The sequence below is a fragment of the Lentilitoribacter sp. Alg239-R112 genome, assembly GCF_900537175.1.
Taxonomy (GTDB): Bacteria; Pseudomonadota; Alphaproteobacteria; order Rhizobiales; family Rhizobiaceae; genus Lentilitoribacter.
Map to the genome: position 1 here is coordinate 258448 of NZ_LS999834.1, position 21669 is coordinate 280116.

General features: G+C 43.3%; 18 protein-coding genes and 1 tRNA gene. 9 read left to right on the forward strand and 10 right to left on the reverse strand.

Going from position 1 to position 21669, the window contains the following annotated elements:
* Positions 1–2: 2 nt before the first annotated feature.
* The gene (locus G3W54_RS14495; RefSeq protein ID WP_244627945.1) at positions 3–1244 is read right to left on the reverse strand and encodes an N-acetylmuramoyl-L-alanine amidase; all 1242 of its coding nucleotides are present in this window, start codon (positions 1242–1244) and stop codon (positions 3–5) included.
* 731 nt (positions 1245–1975) lie between these two features.
* Between G3W54_RS14495 and G3W54_RS14500 the strand changes: the two genes are divergently transcribed.
* The 7 genes from G3W54_RS14500 to aat all read left to right on the forward strand — a co-directional run bounded on the left by G3W54_RS14500 (position 1976) and on the right by aat (position 10461).
* Positions 1976–4921, forward strand: a complete 2946-nt coding sequence (locus G3W54_RS14500) for a ribonuclease E/G (RefSeq protein ID WP_162653993.1) — start codon at positions 1976–1978, stop codon at positions 4919–4921.
* A 210-nt stretch (positions 4922–5131) separates the two neighbouring features.
* Positions 5132–6502: a M48 family metalloprotease gene (locus G3W54_RS14505; protein ID WP_244627946.1), complete on the forward strand. Its 1371-nt coding sequence runs from the start codon at positions 5132–5134 to the stop codon at positions 6500–6502.
* A gap of 34 nt (positions 6503–6536) precedes the next feature.
* The gene (locus G3W54_RS14510) at positions 6537–7292 is read left to right on the forward strand and encodes a DsbA family protein (RefSeq protein WP_162653995.1); all 756 of its coding nucleotides are present in this window, start codon (positions 6537–6539) and stop codon (positions 7290–7292) included.
* A gap of 191 nt (positions 7293–7483) precedes the next feature.
* Positions 7484–7924, forward strand: coding sequence for a type II 3-dehydroquinate dehydratase (gene aroQ, locus G3W54_RS14515; RefSeq protein WP_162653996.1), 441 nt, complete (start codon positions 7484–7486; stop codon positions 7922–7924).
* A gap of 18 nt (positions 7925–7942) precedes the next feature.
* Positions 7943–8419: an acetyl-CoA carboxylase biotin carboxyl carrier protein gene (accB, locus tag G3W54_RS14520; protein ID WP_162653997.1), complete on the forward strand. Its 477-nt coding sequence runs from the start codon at positions 7943–7945 to the stop codon at positions 8417–8419.
* A 12-nt stretch (positions 8420–8431) separates the two neighbouring features.
* Positions 8432–9781 carry an acetyl-CoA carboxylase biotin carboxylase subunit gene (gene accC / locus G3W54_RS14525; RefSeq protein ID WP_162653998.1) on the forward strand — a complete coding sequence of 450 codons (1350 nt, stop codon included), beginning with the start codon at positions 8432–8434 and terminating at the stop codon, positions 9779–9781.
* Between the two features lie 65 nt (positions 9782–9846).
* On the forward strand, positions 9847–10461 hold the full coding sequence (gene aat / locus G3W54_RS14530; RefSeq protein WP_162653999.1) for a leucyl/phenylalanyl-tRNA--protein transferase: 615 nt from the start codon (positions 9847–9849) through the stop codon (positions 10459–10461).
* Between the two features lie 9 nt (positions 10462–10470).
* On the opposite strand, the gene G3W54_RS14535 is transcribed toward aat, so the two are convergent.
* The gene (locus tag G3W54_RS14535; protein WP_162654000.1) at positions 10471–12525 is read right to left on the reverse strand and encodes an ATP-binding protein; all 2055 of its coding nucleotides are present in this window, start codon (positions 12523–12525) and stop codon (positions 10471–10473) included.
* 505 nt (positions 12526–13030) lie between these two features.
* A tRNA-Leu gene (locus tag G3W54_RS14540) sits at positions 13031–13117 on the reverse strand.
* Positions 13118–13236: 119 nt separating this feature from the next.
* Between G3W54_RS14540 and lipB the strand changes: the two genes are divergently transcribed.
* On the forward strand, positions 13237–13968 hold the full coding sequence (gene lipB, locus G3W54_RS14545) for a lipoyl(octanoyl) transferase LipB (protein WP_162654001.1): 732 nt from the start codon (positions 13237–13239) through the stop codon (positions 13966–13968).
* Positions 13969–14170: 202 nt separating this feature from the next.
* On the forward strand, positions 14171–15004 hold the full coding sequence (gene fghA / locus G3W54_RS14550; RefSeq protein ID WP_162654002.1) for an S-formylglutathione hydrolase: 834 nt from the start codon (positions 14171–14173) through the stop codon (positions 15002–15004).
* An 11-nt stretch (positions 15005–15015) separates the two neighbouring features.
* Here the strand turns inward: fghA and G3W54_RS14555 are convergent, their stop codons facing one another.
* The 7 genes from G3W54_RS14555 to G3W54_RS14585 all read right to left on the reverse strand — a co-directional run bounded on the left by G3W54_RS14555 (position 15016) and on the right by G3W54_RS14585 (position 21543).
* Complete coding sequence (locus tag G3W54_RS14555) at positions 15016–15963, reverse strand: hypothetical protein (RefSeq protein WP_162654003.1); 948 nt, start codon at positions 15961–15963, stop codon at positions 15016–15018.
* An 82-nt stretch (positions 15964–16045) separates the two neighbouring features.
* On the reverse strand, positions 16046–16822 hold the full coding sequence (locus tag G3W54_RS14560; RefSeq protein WP_162654004.1) for an ATP12 family protein: 777 nt from the start codon (positions 16820–16822) through the stop codon (positions 16046–16048).
* Between the two features lie 3 nt (positions 16823–16825).
* Complete coding sequence (locus G3W54_RS14565; protein ID WP_162654005.1) at positions 16826–17476, reverse strand: HAD-IA family hydrolase; 651 nt, start codon at positions 17474–17476, stop codon at positions 16826–16828.
* The gene (locus tag G3W54_RS14570) at positions 17473–18462 is read right to left on the reverse strand and encodes an RluA family pseudouridine synthase (protein WP_162654006.1); all 990 of its coding nucleotides are present in this window, start codon (positions 18460–18462) and stop codon (positions 17473–17475) included. Before G3W54_RS14570 ends, G3W54_RS14565 begins: the two co-directional genes overlap by 4 nt.
* Before the next feature lie 30 nt (positions 18463–18492).
* Positions 18493–18870 carry a fluoride efflux transporter CrcB gene (crcB, locus tag G3W54_RS14575; protein WP_162654442.1) on the reverse strand — a complete coding sequence of 126 codons (378 nt, stop codon included), beginning with the start codon at positions 18868–18870 and terminating at the stop codon, positions 18493–18495.
* 72 nt (positions 18871–18942) lie between these two features.
* Positions 18943–20250, reverse strand: coding sequence for a replication-associated recombination protein A (locus G3W54_RS14580; RefSeq protein WP_162654007.1), 1308 nt, complete (start codon positions 20248–20250; stop codon positions 18943–18945).
* Positions 20251–21543, reverse strand: coding sequence for a DegQ family serine endoprotease (locus G3W54_RS14585; RefSeq protein WP_244627964.1), 1293 nt, complete (start codon positions 21541–21543; stop codon positions 20251–20253).
* Between the last annotated feature and the right edge of the window lie 126 nt (positions 21544–21669).

Consider the following 21669-nt stretch of genomic DNA (forward strand, 5'->3'; position numbering starts at 1 on the left):
TACTACCGGCTTTGCATGACGACCGATTTATAATCTGTAATTGATTGAGCCAGTAATTTGGCGGCTTTTGAGCGCCATTCGGGATTAGACAGCAATTTTTCATCTGTCAGGTTTGACAGAAAACCCAACTCGATGAGAATAGACGGAACGTCAGGTGCTTGCAAAACCCTAAAACCGGCACGTCTGTGCGGATTGTTAATTAGCTGCACTTGCCCCTTAAATGATCCAACAATTTGATCTGCAACGCTTTCCGAAAACTGCTTAGTCTCACGTCTGGCAAGATCAATCAATATTCCAGTTACTTCATCAGATGCATCCTCAATTTGTAATCCCGCGATAACATCAGTCAGGTTTTCAGATTCGGCTAGACTTTCAGTCACAGCATCGGTTGCCTTTTGAGACAAAGTATAAACTGAGGCTCCTCTCAAATTTCTTTGACGAATGGAATCTGCATGGACAGAGATAAAAAGATCGGCATGTTCTCGCCGTGCGATTTGAACGCGTGAAGCAAGCGAAATAAATTTGTCGCTGTCCCGCGTTAAAACGACCTTAGCGTCACCCAGGTCAGCAAGTGCATCTCTCAGAGCAAGGACAAACGCTAGCGTTACTTCTTTCTCACTCGTACCATTTCGGCCCTCAGCTCCGCCGTCAATACCACCATGGCCGGCATCCAATACGATAACAAAGGTATTTGTGTCCTGCTTTCCGGAAAGAAGAACACGGCTCGACTTACCGCTTTTGGGTCTTGAGTCCCATTTTTGATCGGTCAGAATGGATTCGAAAACACTTTCCGGCGCTGAACTTATATCCAATACGAGCCGATACCTGCCATCCTCCAACTCCTGCAATTCTTCTGATTCCAGAACTGCAGATTGCTTCAATGTAAGCACCATGCGAGAACTGACATCAGACATAGAACCATAGCGCAGATCTGCTAATATTCCCCTTGGTTCCAAATCCTCTGGTAAGAAATTAAATCTGGTCTTTTTGAGGTCAATCACAATTCTGTATGGCGTATCAAGATAACGAATACTAAATTTTGGCTCGTTATTAAACTCGATTAACAGTCGTGCCCGATTGTCGTCGCCGATAAGCCGTGCGACATCTGCGACCAATTCCTTGCTATCTTGAGCAAAGGTTTGTTGAGCCCCAGCAAGATAACAGCCTGCAAAAAACAAAAACACCAAAGTTCGAGAAAATGCACGTTGCAAAATCATATGTCGCGATTTTATATGAGTGTTCAACGCTAATATTTACCCTTCAAAATTACAAACAGCGTGTTCTAACTGCCAAATCAGTGCCGGAAGAATCAAATATATTCAATAAATAAAGCCTTATTATGCAAAAATCACGATAATATAATGGCTGGTCTATAATCGACCGCAATCAAACAACTATTGTTTCCACTTGCAAGAATCCTTTTAAAGACATAAAACAATCGGTAAGTTGGAATTCCGACGAGGTAGAATCTTTCAGATGATCGAAAATCTTTCCCAAAGATCAATCGATAGTTCCTGAATATGTTCACCTGACGTCTAAGGCTTACCAGCTTTGATGAATGCGGCGCATTCAAAAATTGAATTTCAATTCTTCGCCAAGAAATGGCGAATAAGAATTGTTTTAAGGATCGGTGAATAGTCACCGTTTGTAAATTGTGACCAAGGTCACTGCCAATTGCAAAATTGGCAAAATCATCGGTTTGGTTAAGCTCGATATATGAGGCTTCCGAACCATAAAATTAGAGATACGCAAAGTGCGGGATCTGAAATGTTGAATGCGGTCGTGAAAAAGAAGAGTATTAGAGATAGGGCATTCTGCTCGTCGCCTACTTTTTTTGCCTGTTCTACACAGATCAAATCAGCACCTCTGCGCCCAATATTCGACACACAAAAACGTAACCAGACTTATAGGCTCAGATCTATTCCGATCCTAGAGGGAGGCTGCGGGTTTTGTTCTGTCGAGGAGCAAAATTTAAATGGCAGAAAAAATGCTAATAGACGCGTCTCATGCAGAAGAGACACGCGTCGTAGTCGTTCGCGGAAATCGTATAGAGGAATTTGATTTTGAATCGCAGCATAAAAAGCAGCTGCGCGGAAATATCTATCTAGCAAAAGTAACAAGGGTGGAACCCTCTTTACAGGCTGCATTTGTAGACTATGGCGGCAATCGTCACGGTTTCCTCGCATTTTCAGAAATTCATCCTGATTATTATCAGATCCCACTTGCAGATCGCCAAGCTCTTCTTGAGGAAGAAGCTGCAGAAGCTAGATCTATGGATCAAGATGAAGCCGAAGCTGAAACTGCGACTGAAAAATCGAGTGATGATGCAGAGCCAGAGGCGGAACAAGAAGCGAAGCCAAAGAAACGCAGAACGCGCAGGCGGAAAACTTCAGCGAAGAAAGCAGAGATTACAGCTGATTCAACTATCGCAGAAGGCGAAAGCCAATCTGAGCCAAAAACTGATCAAGCAGATACCGATACTGTTGATCCGGATATCAACGCGCAGCAGGCAATCGAGGCAGGCGCTGAACCGACTCCTGCCGAAACATCGAATGCAGACACTGGAACCTCAGAATCATCTGAGGTGGAGCAAGAAGACACTTCAAAAAAATCCGATGATAAACCCGACACAATCGCGGCCATTGTAGAAACAGAAGACGAAGTCTCTGAACCAGTTTCCAGTGAGGTTGAATCGGCTACAGAAGGTGAAGACAATTCTAAAGCTGCAGAAACTAAATCTGAAGAAATGCCTGAAGATGATACAGTTGCTAAGGCTGAAAACTCTGAAGGTAATAACGAAAACAGCATTGCAACTTCAACCGATGAAGACAATGGTGACGATAATTCAGAGAATGAAAGTGTAGAGAATGTAGGGACTAATGAAGATGATGCCCTTGAAGAAATTCCTACAACACCAAGAAAATCACGAAAACAATATCGTATTCAAGAAGTTATTAAACGCCGCCAGATCCTCCTCGTTCAAATTGTAAAAGAAGAACGGGGTAATAAAGGGGCAGCGCTAACAACATACATGTCACTGGCAGGTAGATATTCCGTTCTGATGCCAAACACTGCTCGTGGCGGTGGAATTTCTCGTAAAATTACCAATGTGCAAGATCGTAAGCGTCTTAAAGAAGTCGCGCGCGACCTGGAAGTGCCACAAGGCATGGGGGTTATTTTGCGCACAGCGGGCGCCAGTCGTACGAAAACAGAAGTCCGTCGCGATTTCGAATATCTTATGCGACTATGGGAAAATGTTCGGGAACTTACGCTCAATTCCATAGCACCAAGTCTCGTATATGAAGAAGGTAGCCTGATTAAACGTTCGGTTCGCGATCTTTATACTAAAGATATTGGCGAAGTTATAGTTTCTGGCGAAGATGGTTATCGTGAAGCCAAAGATTTCATGAAAATGCTTATGCCGAGCCATGCAAAAGTCGTTCAGCCCTATAAGGGAGCCCGCCCGATCTTTGTGAATTACGGCATCGAAGCACAGCTTGACCAGATGATGTCTCCTCAAGTGACATTAAAATCTGGTGGCTATCTCATTATTAATCAGACTGAAGCATTGGTTGCAGTTGATGTAAACTCCGGGCGTTCAACACGTGAAAGCTCGATTGAGGATACGGCACTTCAAACCAATCTTGAAGCCGCTGAGGAGGTTGCACGTCAGCTAAGATTACGTGACCTTGCGGGTCTTGTTGTGATCGATTTTATCGACATGGAAGAAAAGCGGAACAACAGAGCCGTTGAAAAGCGCGTAAAGGAATGCCTTAAGAGTGATCGTGCACGTATTCAGGTCGGCCGCATATCTCATTTTGGTCTTCTGGAAATGTCGCGTCAGCGAATTAGGGCAAGCGTACTCGAGAGCACAACGCAAACTTGTCCACATTGCGAAGGCACAGGACATATGCGCTCTGATAGCTCACTTGCATTACATGTATTGCGTGCCATAGAAGAGCAATTACTTAAATCGCCTCGTAACGATGTGAATGTACGCACCAGTGCTGCAAATGCGCTTTACATTCTCAATCAGAAGAAAGACACATTGATCGAACTCGAGTTACGTTTTGGCGTAACCATTTTGATCAACGTTGATCCGGCAATTTCAGGTCAAGAGTTCAATGTCGAAAGAGGTCCGCAAAGCACCAAAAAAGCAAATGCAAGTACTGAACAACTTGTATCCAGCTACGGGACTGCCGATTCAGAGATGAATGAGGTTCAGGCTGAAACTGAAAACGACGAGAACGAAACACAGACCGATGAAGAAGCTCCCCGTAAGCGTCGTCGCCGGCGTCGTGGTGGTCGTAACAATAACAACAACAATTCTGAGAAAGCTAATTCAGAGACTCAAGATAGTGAAAACTCCTCAGAAGATGATACAAATGGTGAAAACTCTGCATCAGATGTAAATACAAATGATGATGATTCCGAAGATCGTCCGAAAAAACGCCGTCGTCGCGGAAGGCGCGGTGGACGCAAAAATAAAGATAAAGATCAGGAAACCCATGAAAATTCTGAAACTGATGATCAGCAAACGCCACAGCCTGAACCAGTCGCAGAGCAAATAGAAACGAGCACATCTTCACCCCCTGAACCTGTTGCCGTTGCCGACGAAGCGGACAAGGCGGAAGAAAAGCCGAAGAAACCTCGTCGCAGACGCAAGTCAAAAGCCGAGGTCGAAAACGCTGATGCTGCACAAAATGATGCGGAACCTGTAAAAGCGGAAGTTACGCCTAAAACAGAGATCGCGGCTGCGGAAGTTGTTGTTGAGACAATGGCAGAACATTCTAAGCCAAGCAGAGAATCGCGCACCAATATCGATCAGATTGCCTCTAAACCAGTCGTTACGTCTTCTAGCGACGCGGACAGCAAAAAAGAGCCGAAAAAAACGGGTTGGTGGCGTAAAGCTTTTAAATAGAGATACTTATCGAAGGGCTCAGTTTTATACTGAGCCTTTTTGTTCATCCCGATAGGTAATAGTTGCAGAATGGACGTCTGGTACCACGTCATAATTCCATCGCTTTAACGCCCTAGAACAAATTCACATTTTCGCGATTAATATGGGTTGCCCTTGTACGCACCCAACCGTCGGTTATAGTTCAAAACAGCTGTTAATTTGGAGGCAAGTTTGATTTCACAGATTCTTAAATTCCGCTCAGTCACGTCGCTGTTTGCAATCCTATTTTATTTGCTATCCAGCCAGCTAGCGTTGGGGCAATCTGGCAGAAGTGTATCTATTGTTCGAGATGCTGAAATTGAGGGACTATTGGCTGACTATACATCGCCCATTCTCAAAGCAGCCAGACTCCAAAGTCGCGGCATAGAAGTAATATTGGTAAATGAAAGAAGTTTTAATGCATTTGTATCTGGTCGCAGAATCTTCGTAAATATTGGTGCTATCATGCAGTCCGAAACACCTAACGAGATTATTGGTGTTATTGCGCATGAGGCAGGTCATCTGGCAGGCAACCATCAAGAGCGTTTACGAGCGCAATTGGACGGTTCCAAAACACTTGCTATCGTTGGAGCTTTATTGGGCGCTGGTGCCGTTGTTGCCGGTTCAACCTCTGGCTCAAATGGGGGAGCGGCTGCGGGATCTGCCATCATTGCTGCTGCGCCACAACTCGCGACCCGAAATATTCTCAAATATAAACGAAGCGAAGAAATTAATGCGGATACTGCGGCCTTAAAATACCTCAAAAGTACGAAGCAATCCGCACAAGGCATGCTTAAAACATTTGAACGGTTTTCACAAAACTTGGCGCTCGCCGGAGTGCGAGTTGATCCTTATCGCTTAAGCCATCCGCTGCCAAAAGAACGAATCAGCCTTCTCCAAAAAAGTGCAACCCAAAGCCCGTATTTTGACAAAAAAGACCCAAAATCACGCCAGCTGAGACATGATATGGCGAGAGCAAAAATTGCGGCTTTTTCAGGAGGGATTAACAGTGTACGACGCGCATTTAGTAAGTCACCAAACTCGCTTGCAGCAATCTATGGTCAGGTTATTGCAACAGATTTAGCAGGTAGGTCAAGTCAAGCGCTTCAACTGCTGAATAAGGTCATAAAAAAGCAGCCATCTAATCCATACCTGTATGAACTAAAAGGTGAATTAGAACTTAAAACCCGCAAGGCTGATCAAGCGGTTAAATCATTCACAAAGGCAGTGAAGCTAGACAAAAAAAAGTCCGGCCTCATAAAAGCACGATTAGGATTTGCCTATGTTGCCACAGGTAAAAAATCGAACGCAAAGAAGGCTATCGCGGCGATTAAAACAGGGTTACAGTCAAACCCAAATAATTTCAATGCATACCGCTCGCTTTCTAGTGCCTATGCTTTAACTGGTGATATTGGCAATGCGGAACTTTCAATGGCTGAGGGACACTTTCGTGCTGGCAATAGAAGAAATGCAAAAATATTTGCGGGCCGCGCTTTACAAAAACTAGTTAAGGGTAAACCCAGCTGGCAACGTGCAAAAGATATTTTAACAGTTGGCAATTAAGTTCTTGCAAGCGAATTCAAAGGATAATTCAAATATGACAAGATATATTAAAGTTCTTCTAGCTGGAGCATTTATTGCATCTTCTCCTGTGGGAGCGTCGCTTGCATTTGATGACGCCGAGAAGAAAGAATTGGGGGAAATTATCAAGCAATATTTGATAGAAAATCCTGAGGTTTTGGTCGAGGCGCAAACAGTACTCGAACAACGCCAACTGATAGCTCAACAACAGCGTTTAAAGAGTATTATAACAGACATGGCAGATGACATTGCCAATAATTCAGATGACATAGTTTTTGGAAACCCAGACGGCGACGTTACAATTGTTGAATTTTTTGATTATAATTGTGGTTATTGCAAGCGTGCGATGTCTGATATGATTGAGATCGTAGAAAAAGACCCCAACGTCAAATTCGTTCTGAAAGAGTTTCCAATTCTCGGGCCAGAATCCGTAGAAGCAACAAGTGTAAGCATCGCTGTTAATCGTATTGCACCAGAAAAATCTGCTCAATTCCACACGGAAATGTTAGGTTCCTCCGGTAGAGCAAACAAAGATAAAGGCATGTCCATTGCCGATAGCCTAGGAATTGACCTTGTTGCTTTGGAAAAAGAACTGCAAGACCAGACACTCCTTGAAGGAATTAACAAAACATACGAGATTGCTCAAGCATTAGAAATCAACGGAACTCCCTCTTATATAGTGGGTGAAGAACCCATATTCGGCGCGGTTGGAGTTTCAGATATTCTCAAGAAAATTCAAAATATGAGGTCATGTGGTAAAGCAACCTGTTAGCGTCAATTTTGTCTATTATTAGCTGCGGAGCTTTAGATTTTCAAATTGACACAAAATTTGCCTATCTCACGAACTGGATTTAATATTTTGCATGAAAATCACCTTATATTAGCATTATGTTAGCGAAAAATGCTTTAATTACAGACCTAACAGGGCTATAGAAATTTACTTGGTTTTGATGGGACAAAAAAATGTCAAATAGGGTCTCCGTAATTAACGGACCTAATCTAAATATGCTTGGTAAAAGAGAACCGGGAATATACGGTGATCTTTCACTTACTTCTATTCATGAGTTGTGTACAAAAGCAGGTGCTGAATTAGGTTTCGAGATTGATTTTCATCAATCAAACCATGAAGGCAATATTATTGATTTTCTACAGGGTGCTAATGATACAGCTATCGGTGTTGTCTTAAATGCCGGCGCGTATACCCACACATCTGTTGCTCTTCACGATGCAATACGATCAATTTCCATTCCTGTGATCGAAGTTCACCTGTCTAACGTACATGCACGAGAAAAATTCCGTCATAAATCAATGATTTCCTCTGTATGCCAAGGTGTAATTTGCGGTTTCGGGTCAAATAGTTATAAATTGGCGCTTCAAGCATTCGCCGAAACAAATAATTCGTAAAATAAAAGGCACATTTAAATGACCACTAAAAAGAAGGGTATCGACCAATCGATTGTTCGAGATCTGGCAGCAATACTAAATGATACTGATCTGACCGAAATTGAAGTTGAACAGGATGATTTAAGAATCCGTGTATCAAGAGCAACATCAGCTCCAGCACAATATGCGACAGCTGCAATACCGGCACCTGCCCCCGCAAGTACTCCAGCACCAATGTCTGATATTGTGTCAGCACCTGTGGCTGCAACTCCTGCAACAAATGGTCATAGCGTTCCTTCACCGATGGTCGGAACAGCATATCTATCACCATCTCCAGAATCAGATACCTTCGTTAAGGTAGGCCAAACTGTGAAAGAAGGTCAAACATTGCTAATTATTGAGGCGATGAAAACGATGAACCAAATTCCGTCACCGCGCTCGGGCAAGATTGTAGAAATTCTTTTAGAAGATGGTCAGCCGGTAGAATTCGGCGATACATTAGTCATTATCGAATAGGCCGGTAAAATCATGTTTTCAAAGGTTTTAATAGCCAACCGCGGCGAGATCGCACTACGAATTTTACGTGCTTGTAAAGAGCTCGGCATACAAACTGTCGCTGTCCACTCTACAGCCGATCAGGATGCAATGCATGTACGATTAGCAGATGAAAGTGTCTGCATTGGGCCACCGGCATCACGCGATAGCTACTTAAATATCCATCAGATCGTGGCTGCTTGCGAAATCACCGGAGCTGAAGCAGTTCACCCCGGCTATGGTTTTCTTTCAGAAAATGCTAAATTTGCTGAAATCTTAGAAGCTCACGATATTGTTTTCATTGGACCAACTTCCGAACATATTGGCATTATGGGTGACAAGATCACCGCTAAGAAGACAGCAGAAGAACTCGGTATACCTATTGTACCTGGCTCGCCAGGCGAAGTTTCGACTGAAGCAGAAGCACGCAAAATAGCGGATGATATTGGGTTCCCTGTCATCATCAAGGCGACAGCAGGCGGCGGTGGGCGCGGCATGAAAGTTGCAAATAACGCAGATGAATTATCCATTGCATTGGATACTGCTAGAAGAGAAGCTGGCGCAAATTTTGGCAATGAAGCTGTCTATATCGAAAAATACTTGGCAAAACCCCGTCATATTGAAATTCAGGTTTTGGGTGATGGTAAAGGCAATGCTATTCACCTTGGCGAACGCGACTGCTCTCTGCAGCGCAGACACCAAAAAGTCTGGGAAGAAGCAAACTCTCCTGCCCTTAATCTAGATCAAAGAATAAAAATTGGTGAAATTTGCGCCGACGCTATGCGCAAACTTAAATATCGCGGCGCTGGCACAATTGAATTCCTCTACGAGAATGGCGAGTTTTATTTCATTGAAATGAATACCCGTTTACAGGTGGAACATACAATTACCGAAGCTATTACAGGCATCGACTTAGTCAATGAGCAAATTCGTATCGCATCTGGCGGATCAATTTCCGTTTCTCAAGAAGATGTTACATTCATTGGACATGCAATAGAATGTCGAATTAATGCGGAAGATCCAAATACATTTGTTCCATCTCCTGGAACCATTACACACTATCATCCGCCCGGTGGTTTAGGTGTACGTGTGGATTCTGGCGTCTATCAGGGATATAGAATCCCGCCATATTACGATAGCCTAATAGGTAAACTGATCGTTCATGGACGCACTAGAAATGAATGTATGATGCGCCTTCGTCGCGCAATCGATGAGTTTGTGGTTGACGGTATTAACACGACACTCCCATTATTTTTAGATCTTTTGGATAATCAAGACATTGTAAACGGTGACTATGACATCCATTGGCTAGAAAAATATCTTGAAAACAAGAACGCAAATTAATGAGCTTGGCGGCGATATGTCGCCAACTCACTAAATATGGCATCCATTCAAACACTGGATTTTGAATGACGACTTCATCAGACCACATGCCTTTATCGCCAGAAATTCTGCTAAGCGCATATAGTCAGGGCCTGTTTCCAATGTCGGATTCGGCAGATGATCCTGACTGTTTTTGGGTTAAGCCGGAGATACGTGGGATTATTCCACTTGACCAATTTCATATACCTCGCAGCCTAAAAAAAGTCATAGCACAACGTAAGTTTGATATCAGGATTAACACCCGTTTTGATGACGTCATGAAGGAGTGCGCGAAAGAGACTGGCAATAGACCCTCTACTTGGATTAATAGAACGATATATGAAGCCTATTTGCAACTACATAAAGTAGGCCATGCACATAGCATTGAAGCCTGGCGTAACAATCAGTTAGTGGGTGGTTTGTACGGCGTTTCACTCGGGGCTGGTTTTTTTGGTGAAAGTATGTTTACACGAGAGACAGACGCATCAAAAGTTTGTTTAGCTTATCTTGTTAAGCATTTAAAAAAATTAAATTATATACTTCTGGACACACAGTTCACCACAGATCACCTTAAACGTTTTGGAGCGATTGATATTCCTAATGATGAATATTTAAGCCTACTTTCAGATGCTATGTCGTACGAAGACATCGAGTTTTATTAGTCATATAATTTATGCTCTTCTGATCTGGCTAGCATCAGCAATTTGCATCCATTTTTCAATCTTATTAAATAATTCCGGAGGGGATAATGGTTTCTTAATCTGACCATCAAGAACAGGTAATAGTAAATTTGTTTCATCCTCTCCGTCAGCAGAATCCGAGAAGGGCATCATTCCTAAAAGTGGCACCAGTCCATTAAATCGCTTCAACTTCTCCAAACACAGTCGCGTATCTTCATTATTAAATTCACGACTAGCAGCATCAATAATAACCAGCTTAGGTTGATGCGATTTAAATAACGCCTCGCCTTCCGCTATATCAGATGTGATTTTATATTGATAACCAATCGATTCCAAAATTTGTGCCAACATAATCTGGTTTACGGTATTACTTTCAAGCAGAAGAATATCAATATTTGTGCCTTTATCATGATTTCTAATAAGTTTATCCAAGCCCCTATCCTGTTGTATTTTTGGATCTTTTACAACCGAGCGGGGTAAATCATTTATATCTTCATGAGTGCCTTGAACATCATAATGTTCTGAAAATATACCTAGAAGAAGCGACCTTAGCGACCCTATTTCCAAGGGCTTGAGAATGTAGTTGTTGCGCTCTACCCCCTCACCAGTGGGAAAATTATCTGCGGAAGATACCATCATAAACAACGGTATATGTGATAAAACTTCATCATCTTTTATTAAAGCATATAGATCTATATTATTGCTCTGATTGGTTTCATCATCAATAAAAACACCCTCAACGGTAAAACCTTTTTCAAATAGCGCGCACATAACAGCGATCGCTTCTTCAGCGTTGCGGCAAGCAGCTACATCTCCACCCCATTCTTTAAGTTGATGCTCGAGTAGCGCCTTATCAAACTCGCTGTCATCTATCACGATGAAGCGTTTTTTCTCTAGGTTGGGGATTTTTTGAATAGATTGAGGTATTTTCTTTGGAACATCAAAATCTAGTTCAAACCAAAACTTCGAGCCAATACCGGCTGCGCTATCCAATCTAATTATACCACCCATTAAAGCGATAAGTGCGCTGGAGACAGAAACACCCTGACCAACATGTAATCCCGCCTTAGTTGGACGATACTTGTCAAATAAGTGTTCTTGCTCTTTTGCGGTAATCCCGCGACCAGTATCATGAATTTCAAAGCGCACTGTTGTGGTTTGATCATTATTGTGCGGTACAGCACTAATATTAAGTTTAACCTCACCACTCTCAGTAAATCGAATGGCATTGCTTATTAAGTTTGTAATAACCTGACGAATTTTACCGGCATCACCCAATAAGTTCATAGGTATGTCTGGATCAATATAGCTTAAAAACTGCAAATTTTTCTTGCTGGCCTCAGGCATCACTGCGGATGTGACTTCGCACACAAGTTTAAACAGTTCAAAGGATTCAGATCTTACCGGAGCCTGCATGATGTCCAAAGATGTATAATTGGATAAATCATCAACAACGCCAAGGATAGTATTACTCAAAGATAGAATTTGTTCTATAGAAGAACCTCGATCCTTATCAAAATCTCCGTCGGAAACAGAATTTACTACTGATATAATGCTTCTTGTGGGTGAACCTACTTGGTGGCATATTTTTGCTAGAAAATCAGCACTGCGATGTTCCGCGATATTTGCCAACTCGCGCACTTTCTCCAATTCATTTCTTGTATCTTCAAGTTGGAATTCGATATCTTTATATTTGCTCACGTCTCGCAAAATTACGGTCAAGTATCGTGTACCATTTTGGGTTATAATAGGCTTGCGCTCTACTTCACGCCATATTGTCGTTCCACGGTTAGATGTTGCTCTGTCACCAATTTGAGTAGCAGCACCTGATGCAAGAACTTTAGCTTCATCTTGTTCCAATAACCTTGTTGCAATAGTATTGGATATTTGGGATGAGGTTCTACCAATGAAGCGCTCAGGCTCCATACCATAAAATTCAGCATAAGCAGAATTTACATAAACAAATTTGAGATTTTCATCCTTAATATAAGCAGGCGAAGACATGCGCTCAAAAAACGCTTCTATTATTTCTTGTTCAACTTCCATGAACTAACCCGCCCAATATTTTATGAAGAGAATCATTCTTCTAAGCATGTAAATTAAACACAATTACTAAACATACCAACATTCGCGAAGCTTATGGCTATTTACTTTTAACTGTTTTTTGACTCCTCTCGAAAGCAAAACACGCCATTGATCACTCGAAAACGCATAAGTGTCGATCTATTTATGAATACATTGTTGCAAAGTTGCTCAGCTCAATTTGAGCAAGGCCCTGAAACCAATAGTGCTGATACGGATAACCCAATATATTGTTCAATTTACTACAAAGATGGCAAATTCACTCAACCTTAGATGACATTAAAAGACATGCAAAATCTTTGTATGGAAAAAGCTCAACAACGCGAGAACCAAAATCATCACCTTGGTTACACTCGTTGAATGCACAAACTTAAACGCTGGAAAATCTGCGAAAGGGTACCGTCAATCAAGCCTGGAGCCGCCAAGTTCAAATAATAGACCAACTCAATTTTGCAAATCTTTTGAAAAATGGTGCGGCCGAGAAGACTCGAACTTCCACGGATTTTACTCCACAGCGACCTCAACGCTGCGCGTCTACCAGTTCCGCCACGGCCGCACACTATACTGAACTCTGAGGTATTAATAAGCCAGCGATGCAGCACTTAGCAAAAGCAGGTACTTGACACAAGTCAAGTTTGACGAAAAAAACATATATTCTAATAATGGATAGATTAAATGCTTCGTGATGAGATAAAAGTTGATTTTTTGGCGCTGGATGGCTCACCACCAGTGAGATGGCGCATTGAAGGTGACATTACACCTTATGAAGATGCTTTATCTTTCATGGAAAATGAAGCAACTAAAATATCGAATGGAGAATCAAATGAGCTCATTTGGCTTGTTGAGCATCCACCTCTTTATACGGCAGGAACAAGTGCTAACATAAATGATCTTGTTTCTCCTGACAGGTTTGACGTTTACCAAACGGGTCGCGGCGGCGAATATACCTATCACGGACCGGGTCAGCGTGTTGCTTATGTAATGCTCGACCTGAAGCGCCGCAAACAAGATGTTCGCGCTTTTGTCTCAGCTTTAGAAAGGTGGATTATTGAAACACTGGCAGACATGAACGTCAAAGGAGAACGCCGCGAAGATCGTGTTGGCGTTTGGGTCCAGCGCCCTGAAAAATCCAAACTCCCAGACGGAAGCATAAACGAAGAAAAAATAGCCGCGATTGGGATTAGACTGCGAAAATGGGTTAGTTTTCATGGTATCGCGATCAATGTAGAGCCAGACCTAGAACACTTCTCCGGAATTGTCCCATGTGGTGTACAGAAATATGGCGTCACCAGTCTTGTGGATCTTGGACTGCCCGTAACGATGAATGATCTGGATCTATCCCTGCGCTCATCATTTGAGGGTATCTTCGGCCCGACCGAACAAGATATAAAATCCGATACGAGTTAACTCCTAACGAATTCAGAACTGATATTATGATTCGAAGAAGACCATGCTAGATTTAGCAAATGCATTCCGGGCAATTTAGTTTGGCAAGTAAAATCAGTGAATTCTAAGCCTCAACAACAGACCCATATTTGGCACTTGTTCATACTACACTAATTTGACAATAGTATTGGTCTCAAACGACTTTAGAAACGATGAGGAAAACATGAAAACTATTTCTGAAAGTACCGTTCATGGCGGTGTGCAAGGCGTTTACTCAATGCAATCTGATGCATGTAAATGCGAAATGACGTTTTCAGTTTTCATTCCACCTATTGCAAAAGAAAAACCATGCCCTGTTCTGTGGTATCTGTCAGGCCTTACGTGCTCTCATGCAAATGTTATGGATCAGGGAGAATATCGCAAACGTGCTTCTGAATTAGGTCTCATAATCGTGTGCCCTGATACTAGCCCTCGTGGTGATGCTGTGCCCGATGAAAGTGATAATTGGCAAATGGGTAAAGGCGCAGGTTTTTATCTCAATGCAACGCAAGAACCGTGGGCGAAGAATTATCAGATGGAAAGCCATATACTCGCTGAATTGCCTGAAATCATTGCAGATAACTTTCCCGCTGATATGAAAAAGCAAGGTATATTTGGTCATTCAATGGGTGGTCATGGTGCCCTCACCTTTGCTCTCAAAAATCCTGATCAGTTTAAGTCTTGCTCAGCATTTGCACCCATTGCCCAGCCCATGACTGCGGATTGGTCTGCTCCAGCATTTGAGAACTATCTCGGCGCAAATAAACAAGATTGGCGCGCATATGATGCAACAGCTTTGATTGAAGATGGAGCAACTTTTCCAGAATTTCTAGTAGATCAAGGTGATGCGGACTCATTTTTAGAAAATGGTTTGCGCCCACATTTACTACAAGAAGCCTGCGAGAAAGCAAATATTCCGCTGCAACTACGTTTGCAACCAGGTTATGACCATTCCTATTTCTTCATCTCGACCTTTATGGACGATCATCTTAATTGGCATATGGAGCGGCTTAAGTAAATTTCAGCCATTTACTCCGGAACGACATTCGGCCCAAGGCAATCATTATCGACTGTGACGATGCATAAGTCACTTTCGCCAGCGACAGCTTTTTCCACATCATCATCCTTCATCATGTTCTTATCCATCTTCTTCAATGGCGCGGCCTCATCCATAGTTGTTTTTTTCTCTGGAGCAACTACATCTTCCATAAGAGCATCTTTGACCATCTTGGCTTCTTTATTGACCTTACGCTTCATCTCCTTTGCATCAGCGGACATCTTTTTGTCCATCTCTTTAACCTGCTCCATGATATCATCGGATCGCGTTTCAGGCGTAATCTGACCATTAAGCAATGGATCAGCAACTTGTTGCTCAGGCGAGTAGACGAGTTTAACGTCATCCCTGCTCTGAACCGCTGAGTTATTGATCGATGTCGCGACATAGGAAATCGGACGGGGAGGATAAAGTGTTAAACCAAGAATCGATCTAATTTGAGCTATAAGATCTTCTTCAATAAACAAATTTGCAATTTCGATATCGTCTTTTGTAGAGCTACTGGTTATTTGTTCATAGCGGAGAGAAGCGCCCGTTGTACTGTCCATAACACGCACGGTAGCAGTCACGCTTGTTCCACCAAGTGATGTAACTTGTCGAAAAAGTGATTTCGTTGATTTGTCCAAAACGCCGTTAGGATGCGTCTGCACATTTAACGTTACATTACGTGTGGCCGTGAAGGATGGACTACCAACGGACTGTTTTAAGTTATATTCCAGCTGCCTTGCAAATTCATCCCCAGCCGGATCGAGCGAAGATACATCAACTTCGATAACATTTAGAGGGAACCGATTATCTCTAGAAGAATAATCCTTCTTCTTACTCGCGCAAGAGGAAAGCACACCCACACTTGCAATCAGCAATATAATTGTAGAAACAAATTTAAAACGATAACCAAGCGATGTCACGGGTGATTCCCTCATAAGATAATTCTTAATGAAGGATTTCATTTTATGCTTAACTGAGGGTTAACTCGGGAGAATAATACCAAAGAAAACAGACAAACTATTTACAATTTAAAAGTAGGCACGCCGCCCGCATATCAGCCCATCTAAATAATCTGCGTTTTTCTGCTTCATCATCCGTGCCCCATTGAGAAATATTCCAGTCCTCATCCACATGCGCTGCCGCCCATGCTTCTTCCGCAGAAACTATTCCTTCTGCAAGAGATAAGCCCAGCAAAGCAGAACCTGTCAACGTGGTGGCACTATGTAGACCGGTAAGCACAAAGGCTGATGTATGCCGTTTAAGCGCCTTGGAATATGCCTCTATTGCCTCAGGCGGCTGCTCGACATGCATAATGCCCTCAGTGATAACAAAAGGCGCACCTAACGATGAACGTGCCCATTCGATGATTGGATCCCACGCTTTTGATTGAAGTTCAACTAACTTGGCAGGAGATGCAGCTCTGTAAAAAAGCATATCAGTACCGGAGAAACTTACGATCTCGTCAAAGACCGCCTCTGTATTGTCATTAACGCCATCAATCGCTGTGTTGATCATTCGCGTTAACGGCATCTTTGCCGGATCAATGCTCTTTTCCTGTTGCTTCCACTCCAACGCGACTTGATCGGCAATCAGCTTATCTGTCAATGAGAGTGAATTTTTTGCCGGTGTTTTAACTGATTTTCCATCAAGTTGAATGACGAATTGATCTGCTTCTTCTACAACGGAAACATCTGTATAGAACCTTTTCGGCAGCGCGGTCTGCTTTTGCACATCACGCATGGGATTCTTTTCTTGTTCGGATTTATCCGACATATCGTTCAGTATATCACGCATGTTTTATCCAATAATATCAATTAATTCTGATGGATTGCTAATAATATGGTTTGCACCTGAATTTTCCAATTCTGAAACGGATGCATAGCCCCAATCCACGCCAACAGATTTCGCATTGGCATGATTTGCCATATCCATATCAAAAGTTGAATCACCAATCACATATGTTGATGAGGCATCAATTCCAACTTCAGCACAACATTCAGTTACCATTGCAGGATGTGGTTTTGAAGGGCAGTCATCAGCTGTTCTTATGGGCAGGAAATGATCTCTTAGACCATGCCCCTCCAAAATAGCAATAAGCCCACGTGTAGATTTACCCGTAACAACACCCAAGATAAGTTCGTCTCGCTGTTTCATTTGATCAAGTACATCACGAATACCTGCATATAATGGTTCGAGTAAATTTTCCTGCGTACGGATTTTAAAGAAATGATCCTTATAATTCTGAACCATCTTATCAAGCTGATTGGTCGTTTGGTCTTTAAGAAGAATACCAATCGCATCATGTAACGACAGGCCGATAATTGATTTAGTCTCACTCAAATTCGGTTGGACAAAGCCGTGATCTTCAAAACTTGCTTGCATACAACGATGGATCACATGCGCACTATCAACAAGCGTGCCATCGCAATCAAAAAGAACTAACTTCATCCATCTATTTCCTCAGCATCTTTCTCATCAAAACCGAGTAAGTTCCATGTCTGGACCATATGCGGTGGTAGTGGTGCAGTAACTTCAAGCATGCCGCCAGACGGATGAGGAATAGAAATTCGTCGCGCATGGAGGTGTAATCTTTTTTGAATGCCGTTTGGAAATTCCCAGTTGTAGTCTTTCGTGATGTATTTGGGGTCACCAATAATTGGTGTCTCTAAATATTGAGCATGAACGCGCAACTGGTGAGTTCGACCTGTATGGGGTTCCATTTCTAACCATGTCAGGTTTCGACCGGCAGATATCACTGTGCGATAATGAGAAATTGCATGATCAGCACCCGGCTCGCCATGTTCGCAAACCTGCATTCTATCCCCATCTGGTGTCTGGTGCTTCAAAAGCCACGTCGAAATACGCCCTTCGCTTTTGTACGGCGCACCTTGAACAAGTGCCCAATAGGTTTTCTTTGCATCGCGCGTACGAAACGCAGCTGTTAATGCTTGCGCGGCACCACGTGTTCTTGCAACGACCAGTACGCCTGATGTATCTCGATCAAGCCTATGAACAAGACGGGGCTTCTCACCCTTTTTATTACGCCATGATTCCAGCATCATATCGACATGACGAACAAGACCTGAACCGCCCTGCACTGCTAAACCAGAAGGTTTGTTAAAAACTAAAACTTTCGGATCTTCGTGTATAAGCATCTGCGCTAACAAATCGCCATCACCATGATTTCTCATCGTTTTTTCAGTGATCGGTTTTGAGCTTTTATGGTCAACATCCAAGGGCGGCACACGCACAGTTTCACCGGACTGAACACGGGTGTCTGACTTTGCTCGTTTTCCATCGATACGAACTTGACCGGAACGGATCAATTTTTGCAGCTTACCAAAGCCAAGCCCCGGATAATGATCCTTAAACCAGCGATCAAGACGCATTCCGGCTTCATCATCTTCAACTTTTTTAAGTTCAACGCCAGCCATCTCGGCCCTTTCTAGATCCCAAACGATCTATCAAAAAATATTTCTCGCCAAAGCAAGGCCCAACATAAGCGCCAATATCGCACCAATAACATTGAGCAAGATATACCCAGTCGCTGCTGACAAAGCTCCACGTTCAAACAATAATATGGCATCGAGCGAGAAAGCAGAAAATGTTGTATAGCCACCCAGTAAACCGGTCATCAGGAATAGCCGTAAATCTGTTCCAACTCCAACGCGGCGGATAATAAACTCCGCAATCATTCCCATTAAGAAAGAACCAATAACATTAACGACCAAAGTCCCCCAGGGAAAATTCGGGCCAAACCACCTCAGCGCAGCAATGCCTGTTAGATACCGTAAAGAGGCGCCCAAACCGCCGCCAACTGCTACGAGAACAAGATTTTTAATCATAAATGATCTGATAGACGATCAACTATCAAAAACCAAGCGAGAAGTTCTATTCAGGAGCTTTAAGTCTACCTACGTTTCATTTCGCCGCTTGTTCCAAAAATCAAGCCGCTTACGTATGTCTCTTTCAAATCCACGTTCTGGTGGATCATAATAAACCTGACGGCCTAAATTATCCGGGAAAAAATCTTGAGCTGCAAAAGCATCTGGCGCATCATGGTCATATTGATACCCATCCGAATACCCTTCATCCTTCATCAGTTTAGTAGGTGCATTTAAAATATGTTTCGGTGGCATCAGTGAGCCATGTTGTTTAGCATCGCGCATTGCAGCTTTATAGGCCACATAGACAGCGTTGGATTTGGGCGCGGTTGCTAAATAAACACAGGCCTGCGCCAACGCCAGCTCGCCTTCTGGTGAGCCAAGATAATCATACGCATCTTTGGCAGCATTTGCGATTAGAAGCGCTTGTGGGTCGGCAAGGCCTATATCTTCTGATGCCATGCGAACAAGGCGCCGACCCAAATATAGTGGATCTTCACCTGCATCAAACATGCGCGTTAGATAGTATAGTGCTGCATCTGGGTCCGAGCCACGAACCGCTTTATGCAGGGCCGAGATGAGATTATAGTGTCCATCTTGGCTTTTATCATAAACAGGTGCACGACGCTGCACGATCTCTGCTAATCCTTCAGCGTCAAAAACCTCATCTTCGCGAGCAGCCCGCCAAACTTCTTCAGAAAGCGTGAGGACCGCACGCCCATCACCATCGGCCATTCGAATAAGACTTGCGCGACCTTCATCATCAAGTGGAAGCTTCTTTCCCTCGACGTCTTCCGCCCGCTTAATAAGTGCGGCAACACTATCATCATTATGAGATTTAAAACTCAGCACTCTAGCACGCGATAAAAGCGCAGCATTTAATTCAAAAGACGGGTTTTCTGTCGTAGCACCGACGAGAATAACTGTTCCATCTTCCATAACAGGCAGAAAACTATCCTGTTGAGCGCGATTAAAGCGATGAATTTCATCTACAAATAATAATGTTTGCTTCCCCGACTGGCGGTGAGCGCGCGCCAACTCAAACACTTTCTTTAACTCACCGACACCGGAGAAAATAGCTGATATCTGCACAAATGCATAATCACCAAAACCAGCCAGCAACCGAGCGACCGTTGTTTTACCTGTACCTGGCGGCCCCCAAAATATCATTGAACCCAGGACTCCGGTTTCAATCATCCGTGTAAGCGCACCATCTGGACCCGTAAGGTGTTCCTGCCCGGAGACTTGAGACAAATCCCCCGGTCGCAAACGATCTGCCAACGGTCGAGACACATCATCGGTCTGTTTACTATCGTTTGAACCGAATAGATCTGCCATTTATCGGAGGACCTGGCGTATGCGCTGGCCATTGCGTATGATCTCTAACCGCCAAAAGCTTGCACCAGCCGATAAAATTTCTTCCAATTGTGCAACACTCTCCAATTCCCGATTAGATACAGACGTAATAATGTCGCCCGCCCTAAATCCATAACGCCCCGCAAGAGCACCACGTTCAATTTTCAAAATGGCGATACCTTTAATATTACTGGGAATCTTCATCTCATTTGCAAGAAACGGGGTCAACAATGCCACTTCAGCTCCAGCAAATGGATTATTGCCTTCTAAAATAGAAGTATTAAACACACCTCCTGCCGGCGGAGCCTCAAGTTTTATTTTCAAACCCTTGTTTTCACCCCTGGTGCGAATACTTAGTTCGATAATATCGCCGACCAATGATGTGGATAGCCGATAACCAAGAGCATCTGGGTGCTCAACCGCTTGCCCATTAAAGCCAAACACTAAATCTCCCACCTTTAGCCCTGCCCGCTCGGCTGGTCCGTCCGGCACAATCGCGGTTACAAGCGCACCCTTGGCAACATTCAGTCCAAGCGCTTCGGCAATGTCAGACGTTATGGGATCAAAGCTTGCACCAATGAACGGCCGTACAAATTTATCATTCCCGCCAATTGCAGCCGTCGTGACAGCTCGAACCATATTAGCAGGGATTGCAAAACCAATTCCATTAGACCCGCCAGAACGTGAGAATATTGCAGTATTAATGCCGATCAACTTACCATTCATATCAACAAGCGCACCACCCGAATTGCCAGGATTAATGGCTGCATCTGTTTGAATGAAAAAACCAAAATCAGAAACACCAACCTGATTACGCGCTAATGCTGAAATGATTCCGCTGGTTACGGTTTGCCCAACACCAAAAGGGTTTCCTATCGCCAGCACAAGATCACCAACTTCCAATGCATCCGAATCGCCGAATTCCAGCGCGGCAAAACCTCGACCTCCCTCAATCTGCAAGATAGCAAGATCGACGCTTTTATCCTGTAATAGAATACGACTTGAATATTCACGTCCATCAGAGAATGCGACTTTGATATCATCGGCACTCTGAATTACATGATGGTTAGTAATGACGATACCAGAACTATCGATAACAACACCTGAACCAAGCGATGATTGTTTTTCAGTACGATTGGAAAACTTTTGGCCAAAAAACTGCTCAAAGAAAGGATCACCAGCAAAAGGCGACCTTTGGCGCACCATCCGCTCAGCATAAACATTTACGACAGCATTTGCTGTTTGCTTGACCAATGGTGCAAATGAAAGCTGCATCTCAGCTTGAGACGGCGGATTTTTCTTCAAAGACTGCGCATTCGACGCTGACCCAGAAGACAAAAGCTGCGCAATCAGGAGCAGTAATATTGCACAAAATAATATGATGTAATTTCGGGGCATTAT

What these genes read in the sequence shown, in the direction of transcription:
- G3W54_RS14500 (WP_162653993.1), top strand. Translation starts at nt 1,976, where the DNA reads ATGGCAGAAAAAATGCTAATAGACGCGTCTCATGCAGAAGAGACACGC.
- G3W54_RS14510 (WP_162653995.1), top strand. Translation starts at nt 6,537, where the DNA reads ATGACAAGATATATTAAAGTTCTTCTAGCTGGAGCATTTATTGCATCT.
- aroQ (WP_162653996.1), top strand. Translation starts at nt 7,484, where the DNA reads ATGTCAAATAGGGTCTCCGTAATTAACGGACCTAATCTAAATATGCTT.
- accB (WP_162653997.1), top strand. Translation starts at nt 7,943, where the DNA reads ATGACCACTAAAAAGAAGGGTATCGACCAATCGATTGTTCGAGATCTG.
- accC (WP_162653998.1), top strand. Translation starts at nt 8,432, where the DNA reads ATGTTTTCAAAGGTTTTAATAGCCAACCGCGGCGAGATCGCACTACGA.
- aat (WP_162653999.1), top strand. Translation starts at nt 9,847, where the DNA reads ATGACGACTTCATCAGACCACATGCCTTTATCGCCAGAAATTCTGCTA.
- G3W54_RS14535 (WP_162654000.1), bottom strand. Translation starts at nt 12,525, where the DNA reads ATGGAAGTTGAACAAGAAATAATAGAAGCGTTTTTTGAGCGCATGTCT.
- lipB (WP_162654001.1), top strand. Translation starts at nt 13,237, where the DNA reads ATGCTTCGTGATGAGATAAAAGTTGATTTTTTGGCGCTGGATGGCTCA.
- fghA (WP_162654002.1), top strand. Translation starts at nt 14,171, where the DNA reads ATGAAAACTATTTCTGAAAGTACCGTTCATGGCGGTGTGCAAGGCGTT.
- G3W54_RS14555 (WP_162654003.1), bottom strand. Translation starts at nt 15,963, where the DNA reads ATGAGGGAATCACCCGTGACATCGCTTGGTTATCGTTTTAAATTTGTT.
- G3W54_RS14560 (WP_162654004.1), bottom strand. Translation starts at nt 16,822, where the DNA reads ATGCGTGATATACTGAACGATATGTCGGATAAATCCGAACAAGAAAAG.
- G3W54_RS14565 (WP_162654005.1), bottom strand. Translation starts at nt 17,476, where the DNA reads ATGAAGTTAGTTCTTTTTGATTGCGATGGCACGCTTGTTGATAGTGCG.
- G3W54_RS14570 (WP_162654006.1), bottom strand. Translation starts at nt 18,462, where the DNA reads ATGGCTGGCGTTGAACTTAAAAAAGTTGAAGATGATGAAGCCGGAATG.
- G3W54_RS14580 (WP_162654007.1), bottom strand. Translation starts at nt 20,250, where the DNA reads ATGGCAGATCTATTCGGTTCAAACGATAGTAAACAGACCGATGATGTG.
- G3W54_RS14585 (WP_244627964.1), bottom strand. Translation starts at nt 21,543, where the DNA reads ATGCAGCTTTCATTTGCACCATTGGTCAAGCAAACAGCAAATGCTGTC.